Raw genomic sequence first — 17,836 nt, 5'->3', positions numbered from 1 at the left:
TTGATAGGCTTCCCGGTCAGGCGGGTGCGGTGTGTCCGGACCGGACGGCGATGATGCCGAGGTCCGGTGATCGATCCGGGTGGGGAAGACCCCGGACGCGCGCCGTCCCGAAACAGAAGGAGAAGGTGGAGCGTGCCGCTCGCGAGCGACGTCAAGCAGAAGATCATGTCCGATTACGCCACCGTCGAGCGGGACACGGGCTCGCCCGAGGTGCAGGTCGCGATGCTGACCCGTCGGATCAGTGACCTGACCGAGCATCTCAAGGTGCATAAGCACGATCACCACAGCCGCCGCGGTCTGCTGCTGCTCGTCGGCCGTCGCCGACGGCTGCTGAACTACCTGGCGAAGACGGATATCAACCGATACCGCGCTCTGATCGAGCGACTCGGGCTACGGCGGTAGCGCGAAGAGGGGGAGCGGCCCGGGTGGGACGCTCCCTCTGACGCATCGGGGGTAGGTACCGAATGCGTCGAGCCGTCGGCGGAGTCGTCCGCTCGGCGGTGTGGAGGACCTGGCCGGGTCCGTGGTGGTGCGAGCCGCCGGTCCTCGGTCGTGGTCGCCGGGATGGGTACGGGCACCGGACCCGGGGACTTCGACTGAGCACCGGCATCCTCGTTGGCGTGGACCCGGCCGTAGAAGAGGCTCGGCCGCGTGGATCCGGCCGAGGAAGAGGATGGAGTGGTTCGAGTGGACGACTCGACACATGCGGCCGAAGCGGTCATCGCGACCCCRGCCGGAGACCGGACGGTTCGGTTCGAGACCGGACGTCTCGCCAAGCAGGCCGCCGGCTCCGCCGTCGCCTACCTGGGCGACACGATGGTGCTCTCGGCGACGACGGTCAGCAAGCAGCCCAAGGAACAGCTCGACTTCTTCCCGCTGACGGTGGATGTCGAGGAGCGGATGTACGCGGCCGGGCGCATCCCCGGTTCGTTCTTCCGGCGGGAGGGCCGCCCCAGCGAGGACGCGATCCTCACCTGCCGGCTCATCGACCGGCCGCTGCGGCCGTCGTTCGCCAAGGGGCTGCGCAACGAGATCCAGGTCGTGGCCACCGTGCTCGCCCTGGATCCCGACACCCTTTACGACGTGGTCGCCATCAACGCGGCCAGCGCGTCGACGACGCTGTCCGGCCTGCCCTTCACCGGGCCGATCGGTGCGACCCGGGTCGGGTTCGTCGACGGCGAGTGGATCGCCTTCCCGACCCATGCGGAGCTCGCTCGGGCGACCTTCGACATGGTCGTGGCCGGTCGGGTGATCGAGGACGGCTCGGACGTCGCGATCATGATGGTGGAGGCCGAGGCGACCCCGGGCACGGTCGAGCTGCTCGCGCACGGCGCGCCGGCTCCCACCGAGGAGGTCGTGGCCGCGGGCCTCGAGGCGGCGAAGCCCGCCATCCGTGAGCTCTGCCGGGCCCAGAGCGAGCTGGCCGCGCTCGCCGCGAAGCCTGCCCGGGAGTTCCCCGTCTTCATCGACTATCACGACGACGTGCTGGACGCGCTGTCCGCGGCAATCGGCGACGAGCTGTCCGCCGCGCTGCGCATCCCCGGCAAGGCTGAGCGCGAGAACGAGCTCGACCGGGTCCGCCAGCTCGCGGCCGAGAAGGTGGCCTCCCAGTTCGAGGGGCGAGAGAAAGAGATCGGCGCCGCCTACCGGGCGCTGACCAAGAAGCTCGTCCGCTCCCGCATCGTGACCGAGAGCGTGCGCATCGACGGTCGCTCGRCAACCGAGATCCGCGCGCTGTCGGCCGAGGTCGACTACATCCCGCGGGTACACGGCTCGGCGCTGTTCGAGCGGGGCGAGACGCAGATCCTCGGCGTCACGACCTTGGCCATGCTGCGCATGGAGCAGACGGTCGACACGCTCAACCCCGACCGCACCAAGCGGTACATGCACAACTACAACTTCCCGCCGTACTCCACCGGCGAGACCGGCCGCGTCGGTTCGCCGAAGCGCCGAGAGATCGGCCACGGGGCACTCGCCGAGCGGGCCCTGCTCCCGGTGCTGCCCAGCCGCGAGGAGTTCCCCTACGCGATCCGGCAGGTATCCGAGGCGCTGGGTTCGAACGGGTCAACGAGCATGGGCTCGGTGTGCGCGAGCACCCTGTCGCTGCTCAACGCCGGGGTACCGCTCAAGGCGCCGGTYGCCGGGATCGCGATGGGCCTCATCCACGCCGACGACTCCTACGTCACCCTGACCGACATCCTCGGGGCCGAGGACGCCTACGGGGACATGGACTTCAAGGTCGCCGGCACCCGGGACTTCGTCACCGCGCTCCAGCTCGACACCAAGCTCGACGGCATCCCGGCCTCGGTCCTCGCCGCGGCGCTCCAGCAGGCGCGCGGGGCGCGGCTCGCGATCCTCGACGTGATGGCCGAGGCCATCGGCAGCCCGGACGAGATGTCCGCTCACGCCCCGCGGGTCATCTCCGTCAAGATCCCGGTGGACAAGATCGGGGAGGTCATCGGACCCAAGGGTAAGATGATCAACCAGATCCAGGCGGACAGCGGTGCCGAGATCACCGTCGAGGACGACGGGACGATCTACATCGGCGCGGTGGACGGTCCGTCGGCGGAGTCCGCCCGGTCGGCGATCAACGCGATCGCCAACCCGCAGATGCCCGAGGTCGGCGAGCGTTATCTGGGGACGATTGTGAAGATCACCAATTTTGGGGCCTTCGTCTCGCTCACCCCGGGCCGGGACGGCCTGCTCCACGTCAGCAAGCTCAAGACACTCTCCGGCGGTAAGCGGGTAGAGAAGGTGGAGGACGTCCTGACGGTGGGCCAGAAGCTCCAGGTCGAGATCACCGAGATCGACAGCCGCGGGAAGATCAGCCTGTCCCCGAGCGCCGAAGCCGCCGACGCGGCGGCCGCCGCCTCCTGACGGCCCGTCGTGTCCGACACTCCCACGCCCGACCTGACCTGCTCAGCGGGGACCGCCGGCGCGCCGCGGAACAAGCCGGTTCCCGGCGCCCGGGCCGCGCACCTGCTCGCTGCTGGCGGAGTCAGTGGCGAATCGTTGCTGGACGGCACGGCGCGCCGCACCGTGCTCCCCGGCGGTCTGCGGGTCATCACCGAGCGGGTCCCCGGGGTGCGCTCGGTCGCGATCGGCGTCTGGGTCGCGGTGGGCTCGCGCGACGAGACGCCGGTGACCGCCGGATGCTCCCACTACCTGGAGCACCTGCTGTTCAAGGRCACGCCCAGCCGGGACGCGTTGACTATCAGCGCGTCGGTCGAGGCGGTCGGCGGGGACATCAACGCCTTCACCGGCAAGGAGTACACCTGCTACTACGTGCGGGTGCTCGACTCCGATCTCGCGATGGCCGTCAACGTCATCGCCGACATGGTCACCAACTCGCTGGTGACAGCCGACGACGTCGAGGCCGAGCGTGGCGTGATCCTGGAGGAGATCGCCATGTACGAGGACGACCCGGGTGACCTCGTCCATGACGTATTCGCGGCGGCGATGCTCGGGTCGTCGGTACTCGGCCGCCCGGTGCTCGGGACGACCGAGTCGATCGAGGGGCTGGGCCGGGAGACCATCGCGGACTACTACCGCTCCCGGTACGTCCCGCCGGCGATGGTGGTCTCCATCGCCGGCAACCTGGCGCACGACCGGGCGCTGGCGCTGGTCGCCGAGGCGTTCGCCGACCGTCTGACGGTGAGYGCCGAGCCGTTCGAGGTGCGTGGCGGATCGTACGACTACCCGCCGCCGCCCGGCATCGTCGTGACCGACCGGCCGACCGARCAGGCGCATCTCGTGCTCGGCACCAGGGGACTGTCCCGGCACGATCCGCGCCGTTACACGCTCGGCGTGCTGTCGACGGCGCTGGGCGGTGGGATGAGCTCGCGGCTGTTCCAGGAGATCCGGGAGAAGCGGGGGCTGGCGTACTCGGTGGGCTCGTTCGCCTCCCACTTCGCCGACGCGGGCCTGTTCGGCGTCTATGCCGGATGCGCCCCCAAGCGTGCCGACGTGGTCCTCGAGCTCGCCCGTGAGCAGGTACGCCAGATCGCCGAGCACGGGATCAGTGCCGAGGAACTCGACCGGGCCCGTGGGCAGAACCGCGGCTCGATGATCCTCGGCTTGGAGGACACCGGATCCCGGATGAGCCGCCTCGGCAAGAGCGAGCTCGTCCACGGTGAGGTCCTGTCGGTCGACGAGATCATCGCCCGGGTGGACGCGGTCACCCTCGACGATGTCACCGCGATCGCGCGGGAGCTGCTGGACCAGTCCTGGGCCCTGGGCGTCATCGGACCCTTCGACGACCACGACTTCAGCGCCGCCGTCGCCCGTTAGCGACTCTCGTCCCGAGAGGTTCACCGATGTCCGACTCCGAGTCCCGCCCGGTAACCGGCGCTGTCCCGGTAACCGGCGCTGTCCCGGTAACCGGGACAGCGGTGGGGGTGCTCGGTGCACGGGGACGGATGGGGTCGACGGTGTGTGCCGCCGTCGAGGCCGCCGCCGACCTGGCGCTGGTCGCGGCCCTCGGCACCGGCGATGACCGTGGTGCGCTCGCCGCGGCCGACGTCGTCGTCGACTTCACCACCCCCGACGCGGTGATGGACAACCTCCGCTGGTGCGTCCAGGCCGGCAAGCACGTCGTCGTCGGCACCACCGGCTTCGACGAGCCGCGGCTCGCGACCCTGCGTGGCTGGCTGGCCGCGGCACCGGGGGTCGGGGTGCTCGTCGCGCCGAACTTCGGGGTAGCCGCCGTGCTGATGATGACGTTCGCCGCCCGGGCCGCCCGGTTCTTCGACTCGGTGGAGATCATCGAGTTGCACCATCCCGGCAAGGCCGACGCGCCGAGCGGCACCGCCCGGCGTACCGCGCAGCTGGTCGCCGCGGCGCGTACCACCGCCGGGTTGCCGGTGGCCGGCCCGGACGCGACAACCGCCGCCCTCGACGGTGCCCGCGGCGCCCGGGTCGATGGCGTGCCGGTGCATGCCGTCCGCCTCGCCGGGCTCGTCGCGCATCAGGAGGTCCTGCTCGGGGGCGCCGGGGAGACCCTCACCCTGCGACACGATTCCTACGACCGCACCTCGTTCATGCCGGGGGTGCTGCTAAGCGTGCGGAAGGTCGGCGAGCGACCGGGACTCACGGTCGGTCTGGAGTCGCTGCTCGACCTGGACTAGCGCCGCGGGCATCTTGGGGCAGGTGTCTGCTGCCACCACGGGCCGCGAAAGATAGGTTTCCGGATGTGGTCGGACACGTTGACCGTCGTTTCCCGGCGGGTACCCGTAGCGTCTTTGGTATCGATCTTGGTACGACGTTCAGCTGCCTGGCCCGGGCGCGCCCCGACGACGTGTGCTCCCTGGTCAAGCGGCGGATGCCGGTCGTGGCGACCTTGGCGGCACCCGGGGCGCGGATCCGGCTGGATCCGGACGGCCCGGTGGCGTCGGCATCCGGTGGGGCGTCCAGGTGAGGGCCCGGTGGCTGGTGGCCGTGCTCGTCGCGGCGTGTGGCTTCTACCTCGGGCTGATCGGGTGGCGGGGAATCCAGTTGCTCGGCGACGATCGCTGGGCGGCCCGTGGACTCGGTCTCGGTGTCGTGCTGCTTCCGATGATCGGCGCCGTCGTCATCCTGCGTGAGCTGCGTTTCGGCCGCGACACCGAGCGGCTTGCCCGGATGTTCGACGTAGCCGCGGATGCGACGGCTGACGTCGAGTCCGGCACCGCCCGCGGCTTCGACCCCGGCGCCCGTGCCGACGAGCCGGTTCTCGTGCGCCGGCCGTCGGGCCGGATCGACCGCGCCTCGGCCGACGCCGCGTTCGCCCAGCGTCGGGCGGAGGTCGAGGCGGCGCCGGGTGAATGGCGTCGCTGGTACCGGCTCGCGGTCTCCTATGGAGATGCCGGGGACACCCGCCGGGGACGCGCCGCGATGCGTCACGCGATCGTCCTTGAGCGGCACTCCCGCGGGTGACCGTGCTCCGTCCCCTGGCGGTGAATTGCTCATCCAATGCAGGCGGCTCCGGGACGGCCATTGACATCTCCCGTAGGGAGTCGGGCGCCATCGGTGACGGGTGGTTATATCGTATCGACGTGGCTAGGAGGGAGACTGGGCCGGGCCGCGTACTTAACGCGTCGATGACCTGTGTACGATGCCGCAGAGGGTCGGCGTTGTCGGCCATCAGACTACTGGGGGGTAGTGCGGTGTTCGTGTCCTGCGGCCATTCGAGATCGGTCCGGCAGTGTCCATGCTGAGTGCTCCGGCGGGTGAGCAGCTACTGATCCTCTGATCTCCGATCATTTGATGTCCGTTTCCCCCGATCCTCCAACCTGGCCTCGCGGCGCGATCTGATCGGATGCGCCGCCTCCTTCGCATGGCTCAAGGGAGGACGCCCGTCGTCGCCGGACTCCGGACAGCGATCGACGGGCACTCTCCGGGGTCCTCTGTATTCCAGATCCGGGAGCACACGACKTGCGTGCGATAGTGACCGGCGGCGCCGGTTTTCTGGGCAGTCATCTCTGTGAACGCCTACTGGGCGGCGGCTACGAGGTCATCTGTTTCGACAACTTCATCACCGGCCGGCCGGAGAATGTGGAGCATCTGCTCGCCGACCCACGTTTCCGCCTGGTCAACCGGGATGTGAATGATTTCATTTATGTTTCTGGTCCGGTCGACGCCGTGTTGCACTTTGCGTCCCCGGCATCTCCGGTGGATTACTACGAGCTGCCGATCGAAACGCTCAAGGTCGGCTCGCTCGGTACCTTCCACGCCCTTGGCCTGGCGCGGCAGAAGAATGCTCGGTTCCTGCTCGCCTCGACCTCGGAGTCCTACGGCGATCCACAGGTCAATCCCCAGCCGGAAGGCTACTGGGGCAACGTGAACCCGGTCGGCCCGCGCAGTGTGTACGACGAGGCCAAGCGCTTCTCCGAGGCGGTGACCATGGCCTATCGGCGCAAGCACGGTGTCGACACCGGTATTGTCCGCATCTTCAACACCTACGGCCCGCGGATGCGGGTCGATGACGGTCGCGCCATTCCCGCCTTCATCTCCCAGGCGCTGCGGGGCGAGCCCATCACGGTCGCCGGTGACGGAACCCAGACCCGGTCCATCTGTTACGTCGACGACCTGATCGACGGCATCGTCCGACTTCTGCACTCGGACCTGCCCGGGCCCGTGAACATTGGGAACCCGCACGAGATGTCGATCCTCGACACCGCGGTGCTCGTCCGTGACCTGTGCGGATCGACGGCGCCGATCACCTTCGTCCCGCGGCCCCAGGACGACCCCTCGGTGCGTCAACCCGACATCACCCTCGCCCGGACCCTCCTGGGCTGGGAACCGAAGACGAGCCTGCACGACGGGCTCACCCGGACGATCTCCTGGTTCGCCGGCCAGCTCGCGGAGAGCCGTCAGGTCGCTTGACCGGCGTCACAGGTGTCCCGCCCCGCCACCGAGCTTTCCGGGGACGTGGCTTTCCAGGAACGTGGCCGCGCGGGGAACGTGACTTTCTGTTTGCGGGGGGAGGGTTCGTGATGGCCGGCGCCACGCCGTGTGCACCGCCGCGTTACGTGAGATCGGTGGCATTGGTCCGCAACCCGCCGAGGATGTCAGCGCCACCTACCTGCCGTGCGCGCTCAGGCCGAGGCGGGGCCCTCGCCGCCGATGCGTGGGCGAACGGCGACGGGCCCGGGACGTCCGCGGCAATGGTGACCMGAGAGTTCCCGTGGCCACGCCACCTCCCGGACATCTTCTTCCGGGACGTGGGCCGCCGGTCCCGGGTGCCGTGCGCGCGGTTCTTGCCACCGGCCGTGCACTACCCGACGCTGGCGCTGTGACCGGACCGGGGCTCCTGCTCGCGCCGATCGTCTGGTTCACCGGGATCGCCGCGGCCGCTACCAGGTCGGCGATGCACCGACCTGGGGGTTATGTTCTGCTGTGCCCGATGTCCGTCGCCCCGGGTGTGCCCGTGCCCATCGCGGTGTTCGCTGCCCGAACGGTCGGGACCGCGCGGTCCAGCCGAAGGGCGGTGGCGGTGGCGGTGGCCGTGGCCGTGGCCGTGGCCGTGGCCGTGGCCGTGGCCGTGGCCGTGGCCGTGGTACGGATCCTAGCCGCCGTCGGGTTGATCCTGCTGCCGGGATCGGTTGTTCCGGGCCGGTGTGGAGCACCGGTGACGAGTTGTTTCAGTTGATCACCGAAGAAGTGGATAACCGAGCTATGACGTCGACGAGTCGAGCCGAGACGGTCCTGGTGACCGGGGCGACGGGGTTCATCGGCTCTCATACCTGGGTGGACCTGCTCGCCGCGGGTCATCGGGTAGTGGGAGTGGACAACTTCGTCAACAGCTCACCGCGGGTGCTGGACAGGCTGCGTAAGGTGGTGGACGGCGACATCGACTTCGTGCGGCTCGATGTCCGTGACCGGGCGGCGCTCGGTGACGTGTTCCGCCGATGGAAGATCGATTCCGTTATTCACTTCGCCGCTCTCAAAGCCGTCGGCGAGTCGGTCGACATCCCGCTGGAGTACTACGACACGAACGTCAACGCGACGTTGGGTCTGRTCCGCGTGATGGCGGAGCACGGCGTGCGCCGGCTGGTCTTCTCGTCCTCGTGCGCAATCTACGGAGCGGCGGACAAGGTACCGATCGCCGAGGACACGCCGGCCCGCCCGACCAATCCCTACGCGCGCACCAAATGGATGTGCGAGCAGATCCTCGCCGACCTCTGCGCCCGGGATCCGTCCTGGCACGTGACGTCCCTGCGATACTTCAACCCCGCCGGGGCGCACGAGTCGGGCCTGCTCGGCGAGGATCCCMGTGGGGTGCCGAACAACGTCATGCCCTACCTGGCCCAGGTGGCGGTCGCCCGGCGCCCGGAGCTGTCCATCTTCGGCGACGACTACCCCACGCCCGACGGCACGGGCGTACGCGACTACATCCACGTGGTCGACCTGGCGGAGGGCCATCGACTCGCTCTCGATCATCTCGATGACCAGGCGGGACATCGGGTCATCAACCTCGGGACCGGCGCTGGCACCTCCGTGCGGGAACTGCTCGCGGCCTTCTCCGCGGCCTGCGCTCGTGATCTCCCCAGTCGCGTCGTGGCGAGGCGGCCGGGGGACGTCGCCGCCCTGGTCGCCGACGCGGCGCTCGCCCGTACGGCACTCGGCTGGTCAGCCCGCCGGGATGTCGCGGACATGTGCCGGGACGCCTGGGAGTTTCAGCGTCTCAATCCAGGGGGGTACGACGATGAGGAGGAGCCTGATGAGCTCGTCGGACAGCCTTGATGATGCGGCGGCGCCCGGAACCGGGCCTCGTCCACGCCTGACCGTCATCGGCACCGGGTACCTGGGGGCCACCCACGCGGTGTGCATGGCGGAGCTTGGCTTCGAGGTGCTCGCCGTGGACGTCGACCATTCGAAGATCGAGCGGTTGTCCGCGGGGGAGATCCCGTTCTTCGAGCCCGACCTCGCCGACCTCCTGCGCGCGAACCTCCGGACCGGACGGCTGCGTTTCACCACCTCCTTCGAGGAGATTGYCGAGTTCGGCGACGTGCACTTCGTCTGTGTGGGCACCCCCCAGCGTGCCGACGGTTACGGGGCGGACCTGAGCCACCTGCACGCCGCCATCGAGCGCCTCGCGCCGCTGCTGACCCGGCCGTGCCTCGTGGTCGGCAAGTCGACGGTGCCGGCCGGCACGGCTGCGGGGCTCGCCCGGACGATCGCGCAGCTCGCCCCGGCGAACCGCCCGGTCGCGGGCGAGACGGCGCCCGGCGCGGCGGGGGCCGACGGGTTGGGCCGCGTCGAGGTGGGTCATGACGGGTTGGGCCATGACGAGGTGGACGAGCCCGCCGCCGACATCTCCAGCGATCTCGCCGGCGTCCAGCTGGCCTGGAACCCGGAGTTCCTCCGGGAGGGCTTCGCGGTGGCCGACACCCTGCGACCGGACCGGCTCGTCTTCGGTGTCGCCTCCCCGGCTGCGGAGGGAGCGCTGCGGGCCGCTTTCGCGCCGGTGATCGCCCAGGGGGTGCCGGTCATCGTGACCGACTACGCGACGGCCGAGCTGGTGAAGACGGCGGCCAACTCCTTTCTCGCGACGAAGATCTCCTTCATCAACGCGATGGCGGAGGTGTGCGAGGCGGTCGATGCCGATGTCCTGACGCTGGCCGAGGCGCTGTCCCACGACGTGCGCATCGGCGGGAACTTCCTGCGTCCGGGGGTGGGGTTCGGGGGCGGCTGCCTACCCAAGGACATCCGGGCCTTCCAGGCCCGCGCAGACGAGCTCGGGGTCGGTGCGGCGCTGCGTTTCCTGCGTGAGATCGACGAGATCAACAATCGTCGCCGGGACCGTGTGGTGGACCTGGTCACCGCGGCCCTCGACGGCACGCTGGTCGGCCGGCGCCTCGTCGTGCTGGGCGCCGCGTTCAAGCCCAACTCCGACGACGTGCGGGACTCCCCGGCGCTCGCGGTCGCGGGGCTACTGGCCGAGACCGGCGCCGGGGTGACGGTCGTGGATCCGGTCGCGACGCACAACGCCCGGCAGGCCCTGCCCGGCCTCGCCTACAGCGACTCCGTCGAGGCCGTGGTCGAGGGGGCCGACGCGCTGGTCCTGCTCACCGAGTGGCGCCAGTTCGCCGACCTGGACCCGGCCCGGCTCGGGGCCGTGGTCCGGCGCAAGGTCGTGGTGGACGCCCGGCACGCGCTCGACGCCGACCAGTGGCGCCAGGCCGGATGGGTCTACCTGGCCCCCGGCCGGCCGACCGGCGTCATCCCGAGCTCGTTGCCGGAGCAGCGGCACCGGGGGGACGGAGCGCCGCCGGCGCCGGTCGAGCAGTGCGGCGAGACGGGTGCGCGGCTCGCGGAGGTCGAGGCGCGCGCGGGGCACCCGGTGTGATCGACGGGATGGGGCCCGGTGGAACGGGCCCCATCCCCGCCGTGGAATCGCTCTCCGGCTGTGAGGTCAACGAGCCCCACGCGATAGGCTGCTGCTTATGCGTCTCCTCGCTCGACATCGGTGACTGCCACCCGGCTTCGCGGTTGACCGTGCCCGGGGCGGCAGGTGCCCGTCCGTTCGAGATGATGAGGAGATTCCGCGGCGATGAGTGACGCGCCGATCGTCCGTCCCCTGCCCGTGAGCGGATTTSCCGAGTGGCTGCCCGAGGTCCGTCTCGTCGAGCAGCGCTGGCTCGACACCATCCGAGCGACGTTCGAGCGGTACGGCTTCTGCTCGGTGGAGACCCCCTCGGTCGAGGCGCTCGAGGTGCTGACCGCGAAGGGGGAGACCTCCCAGGAGGTCTACATGCTACGCCGCCTGCAGGCCGACGCCGACGACGACAGCGCCCGCCTCGGCCTGCACTTCGACCTCACAGTGCCTTTCGCGCGGTACGTGGCCGCCCACTTCAACGACCTCGTGTTCCCGTTCAAGCGCTACCAGATCCAGCGGGTGTGGCGGGGGGAGCGTCCTCAGGAGGGCCGCTTCCGCGAGTTCACCCAGTGCGACATCGACGTGATCAACGTTGATCAGGTGCCCCTGCACTTCGACGCGGAACTTCCCCGCATCGTGCACGAGGTCCTGGGCACCCTCGGCGTTCCGCCCTGGACCCTCAACATCAACAATCGCAAGGTGCTCCAGGGCTTCTACGAGGGTCTGGGCATCGGCGATCCGCTGGCCGTCATCCGGGTCGCCGACAAGCTCGACAAGATCGGCCTCGCGGGGGTGGAGGGGCTGCTGACCACCGCGGTCGGGCTCGACCCGGACCAGGTGCGCGCCTGCCTGGAGCTCACGGGCATTCGGGGCTGCGATCCCGGCGTCGTCGAGGAGGTACGCCGGCTCGGGGTGAAATCGGACCTGCTCTCCGAGGGGCTCGACGAGCTCGCCGCGGTTCTCGGCGATCTCGCCGACCTGCCCGCCGGCGACGTGGTCGCGGACCTCTCGATCGCCCGCGGTCTCGACTACTACACCGGGACCGTCTACGAGGCGAAGTTCGTCGACTGGCCGGACTTCGGCAGCATCTGCTCGGGGGGGCGGTACGACAACCTTGCCGGCTCCTTCATCCGCCGCAACCTCCCCGGCGTCGGGATCTCGATCGGCCTCACCCGCATCTTCGCCAAGCTCCTGGCCGAGGGCCTGCTCACCACCGGGCCGTCCAGCCCCGCCGACGTGCTGGTCGTGATCCCCGCCCCGCCGCGCCGCGCCGCCGCCCTCGCGACGGCCGCCGAGCTGCGCACCCGGGGGCTGCGGGTGGAGACCTACCACCAGCCGGACAAGGTGGCCAGGCAGGTCCGCTACGCCTCCCGCAAGGGCATCGGATTCGTCTGGTTCCCGCCCTTCGACGATGGCCGGGCGCACGAGGTGAAGAACATGGCCACCGGGGACCAGTCCGCGGCGGACCCGGCGACCTGGACCCCGTCCGCGGGCTGACCGGCGGGCCCGGGGGTCGTGCGCAGCCCGCGGTCCGATGCGCGCGGCGGGCGTGCCGCCGCGCCATCGCCGGGAGGCTGTCCGTCGTGACGTGGCCGGGCGGCCGGGGATTGACGGGGGCGGAGATCCCCGGCCGCGCCATGCCACGCCGTGAGGGCGGGCACTGCGACTCCTCGTCGCTGGGGACTGACGAGGCGTCCACCTCCGGTGTACCACGCGGGTCGTGACTGCCAATCCCCGCGCGTCGATCGGGTGACCGGACGGGTAAGTGGATGCCGACACGATCCCGGTTGGGCGATTGCTGGCCCGGTCGGGTGATTGCAGGCCTGGCGTCCGGGTGCATGCCGCCGCCGGGTGAGGTCCCCGCGCCCCGGCGGATGGGCGCCGTCTATCGTGGGCGGAGTCCGCCAGCGACCGGGCAACGGGTCCCGCGTCCAGATGATGGATGATGGAGGTGGCAGTGTCGCAGCCGACGTCCGAACCGACGTCCGAACCGACGTCCGTGCGGCTTCGGGTCCAGGTGATCGCCAAGACCGAGTTCATCCCCCCGGACGACGTGGCCTGGAGCACCGACGCCGACGGCGGTCAGGCCCTCGCCGAGTTCGCCGGGCGGGCCTGCTACCAGAGCTGGAACAAGCCGAATCCRGCGACCGCGACCAACGMCGGCTACCTACGGCACATTCTCGACGTCGGGCATCTGTCCGTGCTCGAGCACGGGACCGTATCGCTCTATCTCACCGGGGTGTCGCGCAGCCTCACCCATGAGCTGGTCCGGCACCGGCACTTCTCCTACAGCCAGCTCTCCCAGCGCTACGTCCCCGAGCGGGACGCCGCCGTGGTGGAACCGGAGGTCATCGCGGCCGATCCGGAGCTGCACGCCCTGTTCCAACAGGCCGCGGCGGCCTCGCTGGAGGCCTACGGGCGCCTGTTGGAAGGTCTGGAGAAGCGGTTCGCCGACGTTTCCGCGCCCATCTCACGGCGCAAGCAGGCGCGCCAGGCGGCCCGGTCGGTGCTGATGAACGCGACCGAGACCCGGATCGTGGTCACCGGGAACTACCGGGCGTGGCGGCACTTCATCGGGATGCRGGCGAGTGAGCATGCCGACGTGGAGATCCGCGGGCTTGCCGTCGCCGTCCTGCGGGAACTGCTCCGGGTGGCGCCCAACGTGTTCGCCGACTTCCGGATCTCGACGCTGGATGACGGCACCGAGGTCGCCTCCAGCCMGCTGGTGGGGGAGGGCTGAGCGCCGGACCTTCCCGCCGCCGGCCGTCTATTGATTTACTGGGAGAAAGAGAAAGAGTACAGCCGATGACGAGCGTCGTCGACGCCGAGCGGAGCGGGGCGGATCCGGCCGCGGGGCCGTTGTCCCCGGCGGAGCTTGACCTCATCCACGCCTACTGGCGAGCGGCGAACTATCTGTCCGTCGGACAGATCTACCTGCTCGACAATCCCCTGCTCACCGAGCCGCTGCGTCCGGAGCACGTCAAACCGCGCCTGCTCGGGCACTGGGGCACGACTCCCGGCCTGAACCTCATCTACGCCCATCTGAACCGCGTGATCCGGGCAAAGGACCTGAACGCCATCTACATCATCGGTCCGGGTCACGGCGGTCCCGGCATCGTGGCGAACGCCTACCTGGAAGGCACCTACAGCGAGGTCTACCCCTCGATCRGCCGGGATGTGGCGGGGATGCGGCGGCTGTTCCGGCAGTTTTCCTTCCCCGGCGGAATTCCCAGCCACGTCGCGCCGGAGACTCCCGGGTCCATTCATGAGGGCGGCGAGCTCGGTTACGCRCTGACCCACGCCTACGGCGCGGCCTTCGACAATCCCGACCTGGTGGTCTGCGCCGTCGTGGGGGACGGGGAGGCCGAGACGGGCCCGCTCGCGGCGAGCTGGCACTCCAACAAGTTCCTCGACCCGGGTCGCGACGGCGCGGTGCTGCCGGTCCTGCACCTCAACGGCTACAAGATCGCCAATCCGACGATCCTGGCCCGCATCCCCGAGCAGGAGCTGACCGCGCTCCTGCGTGGCTACGGGTACCATCCGTACTTCGTGGTCGGGGACGACCCGGCCGCGGTGCACCAGCGGATGGCGGGCGTCCTGGACGCCGCCGTCGGCGAGATCCACGAGATCCAGGACCGGGCCCGCCGCCACGGCCGCACCGAGCGCCCCACCTGGCCGATGATCGTGCTGCGGACCCCCAAGGGGTGGACCGGGCCGGCCACTGTTGACGGCCTGCCGGTCGAGGGCACGTGGCGGTCCCACCAGGTGCCCGTCGCGCAGTTGCACGACAACCCCGGGCACTTGGCCCAGCTGGAGGCGTGGCTGCGCTCCTACCGGCCGGAGGAGCTCTTCGATGCCGGCGGCGCCCCGCGGGCCGAACTCGCCGCGCTCGCCCCCCGCGGTCCCCGGCGGATGAGTGCGAACCCGCATGCCAACGGGGGCGAGCTGCTGCGTGATCTGACTCTTCCCGACTTCCGTGACTACGCGGTCGACGTCACCGCCCCCGGGACCACCCTCGCCGAGCCGACCCGGATCCTGGGCGCGTTCCTACGGGACGTGGTGGCCGCCAATCCGAGCACCTTCCGGGTGATGGGCCCGGATGAGACCGCCTCCAATCGGCTGGGTGCGCTCTTCGAGGTGACCGACCGCGTCTGGAACGCCGGGACGGAACCGACGGACGAGCACCTGGCCGTGGAYGGTCGGGTCATGGAGGTGCTTTCCGAGCATCTGTGCCAGGGCTGGCTGGAGGGCTATCTGCTCACCGGCCGGCACGGGTTCTTCTCCTGCTACGAGGCGTTCATCCACATCGTCGACTCGATGGTCAATCAGCACGCGAAATGGCTGAAGACCACCCGGCACATCCCGTGGCGGCGCCCGATCGCATCGTTGAACTACCTGTTGACCAGCCACGTGTGGCGGYAGGACCACAACGGCTTCTCCCATCAGGACCCCGGATTCATCGACCACGTCGTGAACAAGAAGGCCGAGGTCGTCCGGGTGTACCTGCCCCCGGACGCGAACACCCTGCTCTCCGTCGGCAACCACTGCCTGCGCAGCCGGCACTACATCAACGTGATCGTGGCCGGCAAGCAGCCGGCGTTGAACTACCTGTCGATGCCGGCGGCGATCGCCCACTGCACCCGTGGCCTGGGCATCTGGGACTGGGCCAGCAACGACCACGACGCGCCCGGCGACGGGCTGCCGGATGTGGTGATGGCCTGTGCCGGGGACATCCCGACCCTGGAGACCCTCGCCGCGGTGGACCTCCTGCGCCAGCACTTCCCCGATCTGAAGGTGCGCGTCGTCAACGTCGTCGACCTGATGTCCCTGCAGGACGAGGCGGAACATCCGCACGGCATCTCGCACGCCCGCTTCGACGCGCTGTTCACCACCGACCGGCCGATCATCTTCGCCTACCACGGCTATCCCTGGCTGATCCACCGGCTGACCTACCGGCGGCACAACCATCACAACCTGCATGTCCGTGGCTACATCGAGGAGGGGACGACCACCACCCCGTTCGACATGGTCATGCTGAACAACCTCGACCGGTTCCACCTGGTGGCGGACGTCATCGACCGGGTACCGAGCCTGGGCGCCCGCGCCGCGCACGTCCGGCAGCAGATGATCGACGCGCGGCTCGCGGCCCGGACCTACACCCGGGACCACGGCGAGGACGCCCCGGAGATCCGGAACTGGACTTGGCCCTACTGAGCCTCGCCCCTACCGAGCCCCGCCCCGTCGCGATGAACGTCCTGGTGGTCAACGCCGGATCGGCCAGCCTCAAGCTGCGGCTGATCGGCCCGGACGACKTCCTGCTCGCCGCGCGCGATCTCACCGCGCCAGCCGGTCGGGTGGACCCGGCCGGGGTCATCGCCGCGTTGCGCGAGCTCACCCACGAGGGTGGCCAGCCGGGCGCGGTCGGGCACCGCATCGTGCACGGCGGGACGGATTTCACCGCACCCGTGGTCGTCGACCGGGCCGTGGCCGAGCGGCTGCGGAGGCTGACCGCCCTCGCCCCCCTGCACCAGCCTGCGGCACTTGCCGCCCTCGACGAGGTCGGGGCGGCCGTGCCCGAGGTGGCGCAGGTCGCTTGCTTCGACACGGCGTTCCACAGCCGGATGCCGGCGGAGGCCATCACCTACGCCATCCCGGCCGAGTGGCGGGAGCGGTATGGCATCCGCCGGTACGGCTTCCACGGCCTGTCCCACGCCCACGTCTCCCGGCGGGCGGCCGCGCTCACCGGGGCGCGGCGCATCGTGACCTGTCATCTCGGCTCGGGCGCGTCGCTCGCCGCCGTTCTCGACGGGGTGGGGGTGGACACCACGATGGGCTTCACCCCGCTGGAGGGCCTGGTGATGGCCACCCGGTCCGGCACCGTGGATCCCGGCGCGCTGCTGTGGCTGCAGACGGAGGCGGGACTGAGCGCGCACGAGCTCACCGATCGCCTGTTCACCTCGGCGGGGCTGCGCGCGCTCGCGGGGACGGCGGACATGCGGGATGTCGAGTCCGGCGTCGCCGCGGGTGAGCCTGCCGCCGCGCTGGCGCTGGCGGTCTACCTGCACCGGCTGCGCGCCGGGATCGCCGCGATGACCGCCGCGCTGGGCGGGCTGGACGCCCTGGTGTTCACCGGCGGCGTCGGGGAGAACTCCGCCTCCGTGCGGGCCGGGGCCGCGGCCGGACTCGGCTACCTGGGCGTGGCGGTGGATCCCGAGCGTAACGATCCGGCCCGGGCCGGTGGTACGGGTCTGCCGGGCGGCACGGGCCCATCTGGTGGTACGGGCCCATCTGGTGGTACGGGCCCATCTGGTGGTACGGGCCCATCTGGTGGTACGGGCCCATCTGGTGGTACGGGCCCATCTGGTGGCACGGAGCGCGAGATCGGCGTGCCGGGGGCCGCCGTGCGCACGCTCGTGATCGAGGYACGCGAGGACCTGGAGATCGCCCGCGGGACCCGGGCGGCCCTCGCTGGTGGCAATGGGTGATGGTAGTCCGGCATTACGGTAATGTCCCGGGTGGCGGGTGCGATCCTGGCGGACCCGCGCGCCGCCGGATGGCACCGCCCGGACGATCCGGTGGCGGTACTCTGGAGGCTCTGTCGCGGCGAGTGGGACGGTGCTGCGCGGTCCGGTCCGGTGCGGTGCGGTGTTGTCTTCGCCGGTCGTCCCGTCGTCCCCGAGCGGGGCCCGGCCGGTCGCGATCCGTCTCCATCCGGTGACGGCAGGGTCCGATCGGCGTCCGACCCGGTCGCGGTGCCCGACACCGCGCGGTGCGCCGTCCCCGGGCTGGGCCGGATGGTATCCGCGTGTGGTGGCCCGGCGGCCCCCGCGGGTCTCGCGCCGGTCGCCGGTGGTGCTTGTGGGCGGGTCCGGGGAGCAGACCCGGCTCGGGCCGGCGGAGCGGGAAAGGCGGCGTGGGCGGAGGATGGACCGGTGCCGGCCCGGCGGTGTCGGAGGAGTGAACGTGGAGGTTCGGCGG

General features: G+C 70.4%; 14 protein-coding genes. All 14 read left to right on the top strand.

Annotated features, from left to right (window positions below; translation table 11 throughout):
* Positions 1-132 precede the first annotated feature (132 nt).
* The 14 genes from rpsO (at position 133) to CcI156_RS10050 (ending at position 17,343) form a co-directional block, all read left to right on the top strand.
* Positions 133-402, top strand: a complete 270-nt coding sequence (rpsO, locus tag CcI156_RS10115; protein WP_011437932.1) for a 30S ribosomal protein S15 — start codon at positions 133-135, stop codon at positions 400-402.
* A 285-nt stretch (positions 403-687) separates the two neighbouring features.
* Positions 688-2,877, top strand: a complete 2,190-nt coding sequence (locus tag CcI156_RS10110) for a polyribonucleotide nucleotidyltransferase (protein ID WP_076805412.1) — start codon at positions 688-690, stop codon at positions 2,875-2,877.
* A 9-nt stretch (positions 2,878-2,886) separates the two neighbouring features.
* Entirely contained in the window at positions 2,887-4,290 is a 1,404-nt protein-coding gene (locus CcI156_RS10105; RefSeq protein ID WP_139341471.1) for a pitrilysin family protein, read from the top strand.
* A 101-nt stretch (positions 4,291-4,391) separates the two neighbouring features.
* Entirely contained in the window at positions 4,392-5,126 is a 735-nt protein-coding gene (gene dapB / locus CcI156_RS10100; RefSeq protein WP_011437929.1) for a 4-hydroxy-tetrahydrodipicolinate reductase, read from the top strand.
* A gap of 65 nt (positions 5,127-5,191) precedes the next feature.
* Positions 5,192-5,416 carry a hypothetical protein gene (locus tag CcI156_RS10095; RefSeq protein WP_023840213.1) on the top strand — a complete coding sequence of 75 codons (225 nt, stop codon included), beginning with the start codon at positions 5,192-5,194 and terminating at the stop codon, positions 5,414-5,416.
* Positions 5,413-5,913 carry a hypothetical protein gene (locus CcI156_RS10090; protein WP_011437928.1) on the top strand — a complete coding sequence of 167 codons (501 nt, stop codon included), beginning with the start codon at positions 5,413-5,415 and terminating at the stop codon, positions 5,911-5,913. The genes CcI156_RS10095 and CcI156_RS10090 overlap by 4 nt, the downstream gene beginning before the upstream one ends.
* A 498-nt stretch (positions 5,914-6,411) precedes the next feature.
* Positions 6,412-7,362: a UDP-glucuronic acid decarboxylase family protein gene (locus CcI156_RS10085; RefSeq protein ID WP_023840212.1), complete on the top strand. Its 951-nt coding sequence runs from the start codon at positions 6,412-6,414 to the stop codon at positions 7,360-7,362.
* 409 nt (positions 7,363-7,771) lie between these two features.
* The gene (locus tag CcI156_RS10080) at positions 7,772-8,128 is read left to right on the top strand and encodes a hypothetical protein (protein ID WP_035731348.1); all 357 of its coding nucleotides are present in this window, start codon (positions 7,772-7,774) and stop codon (positions 8,126-8,128) included.
* Between the two features lie 26 nt (positions 8,129-8,154).
* The gene (gene galE, locus CcI156_RS10075; protein WP_076805411.1) at positions 8,155-9,222 is read left to right on the top strand and encodes a UDP-glucose 4-epimerase GalE; all 1,068 of its coding nucleotides are present in this window, start codon (positions 8,155-8,157) and stop codon (positions 9,220-9,222) included.
* Positions 9,200-10,828 (top strand): UDP-glucose/GDP-mannose dehydrogenase family protein, encoded by a 1,629-nt coding sequence (locus CcI156_RS10070; RefSeq protein ID WP_076805410.1) that lies wholly within the window; start codon positions 9,200-9,202, stop codon positions 10,826-10,828. Before galE ends, CcI156_RS10070 begins: the two co-directional genes overlap by 23 nt.
* Before the next feature lie 204 nt (positions 10,829-11,032).
* Positions 11,033-12,355 (top strand): histidine--tRNA ligase, encoded by a 1,323-nt coding sequence (gene hisS, locus CcI156_RS10065; protein ID WP_076805409.1) that lies wholly within the window; start codon positions 11,033-11,035, stop codon positions 12,353-12,355.
* A gap of 445 nt (positions 12,356-12,800) precedes the next feature.
* Positions 12,801-13,598, top strand: coding sequence for an FAD-dependent thymidylate synthase (gene thyX, locus CcI156_RS10060; RefSeq protein ID WP_254847361.1), 798 nt, complete (start codon positions 12,801-12,803; stop codon positions 13,596-13,598).
* Between the two features lie 65 nt (positions 13,599-13,663).
* A complete protein-coding gene (locus tag CcI156_RS10055) occupies positions 13,664-16,072 on the top strand; it encodes a phosphoketolase (RefSeq protein WP_076805408.1) in 2,409 nt (802 codons plus the stop codon).
* Between the two features lie 32 nt (positions 16,073-16,104).
* Complete coding sequence (locus CcI156_RS10050; protein WP_076805465.1) at positions 16,105-17,343, top strand: acetate/propionate family kinase; 1,239 nt, start codon at positions 16,105-16,107, stop codon at positions 17,341-17,343.
* Positions 17,344-17,836: the final 493 nt, after the last annotated feature.

Source organism: Frankia sp. CcI156 (assembly GCF_001983015.1).
In the GTDB taxonomy this organism is placed as follows: domain Bacteria; phylum Actinomycetota; class Actinomycetes; order Frankiales; family Frankiaceae; genus Frankia; species Frankia casuarinae.
Note: the sequence above shows the minus strand (reverse complement) of the source record. Positions and strands in the feature narration are given on the sequence as shown.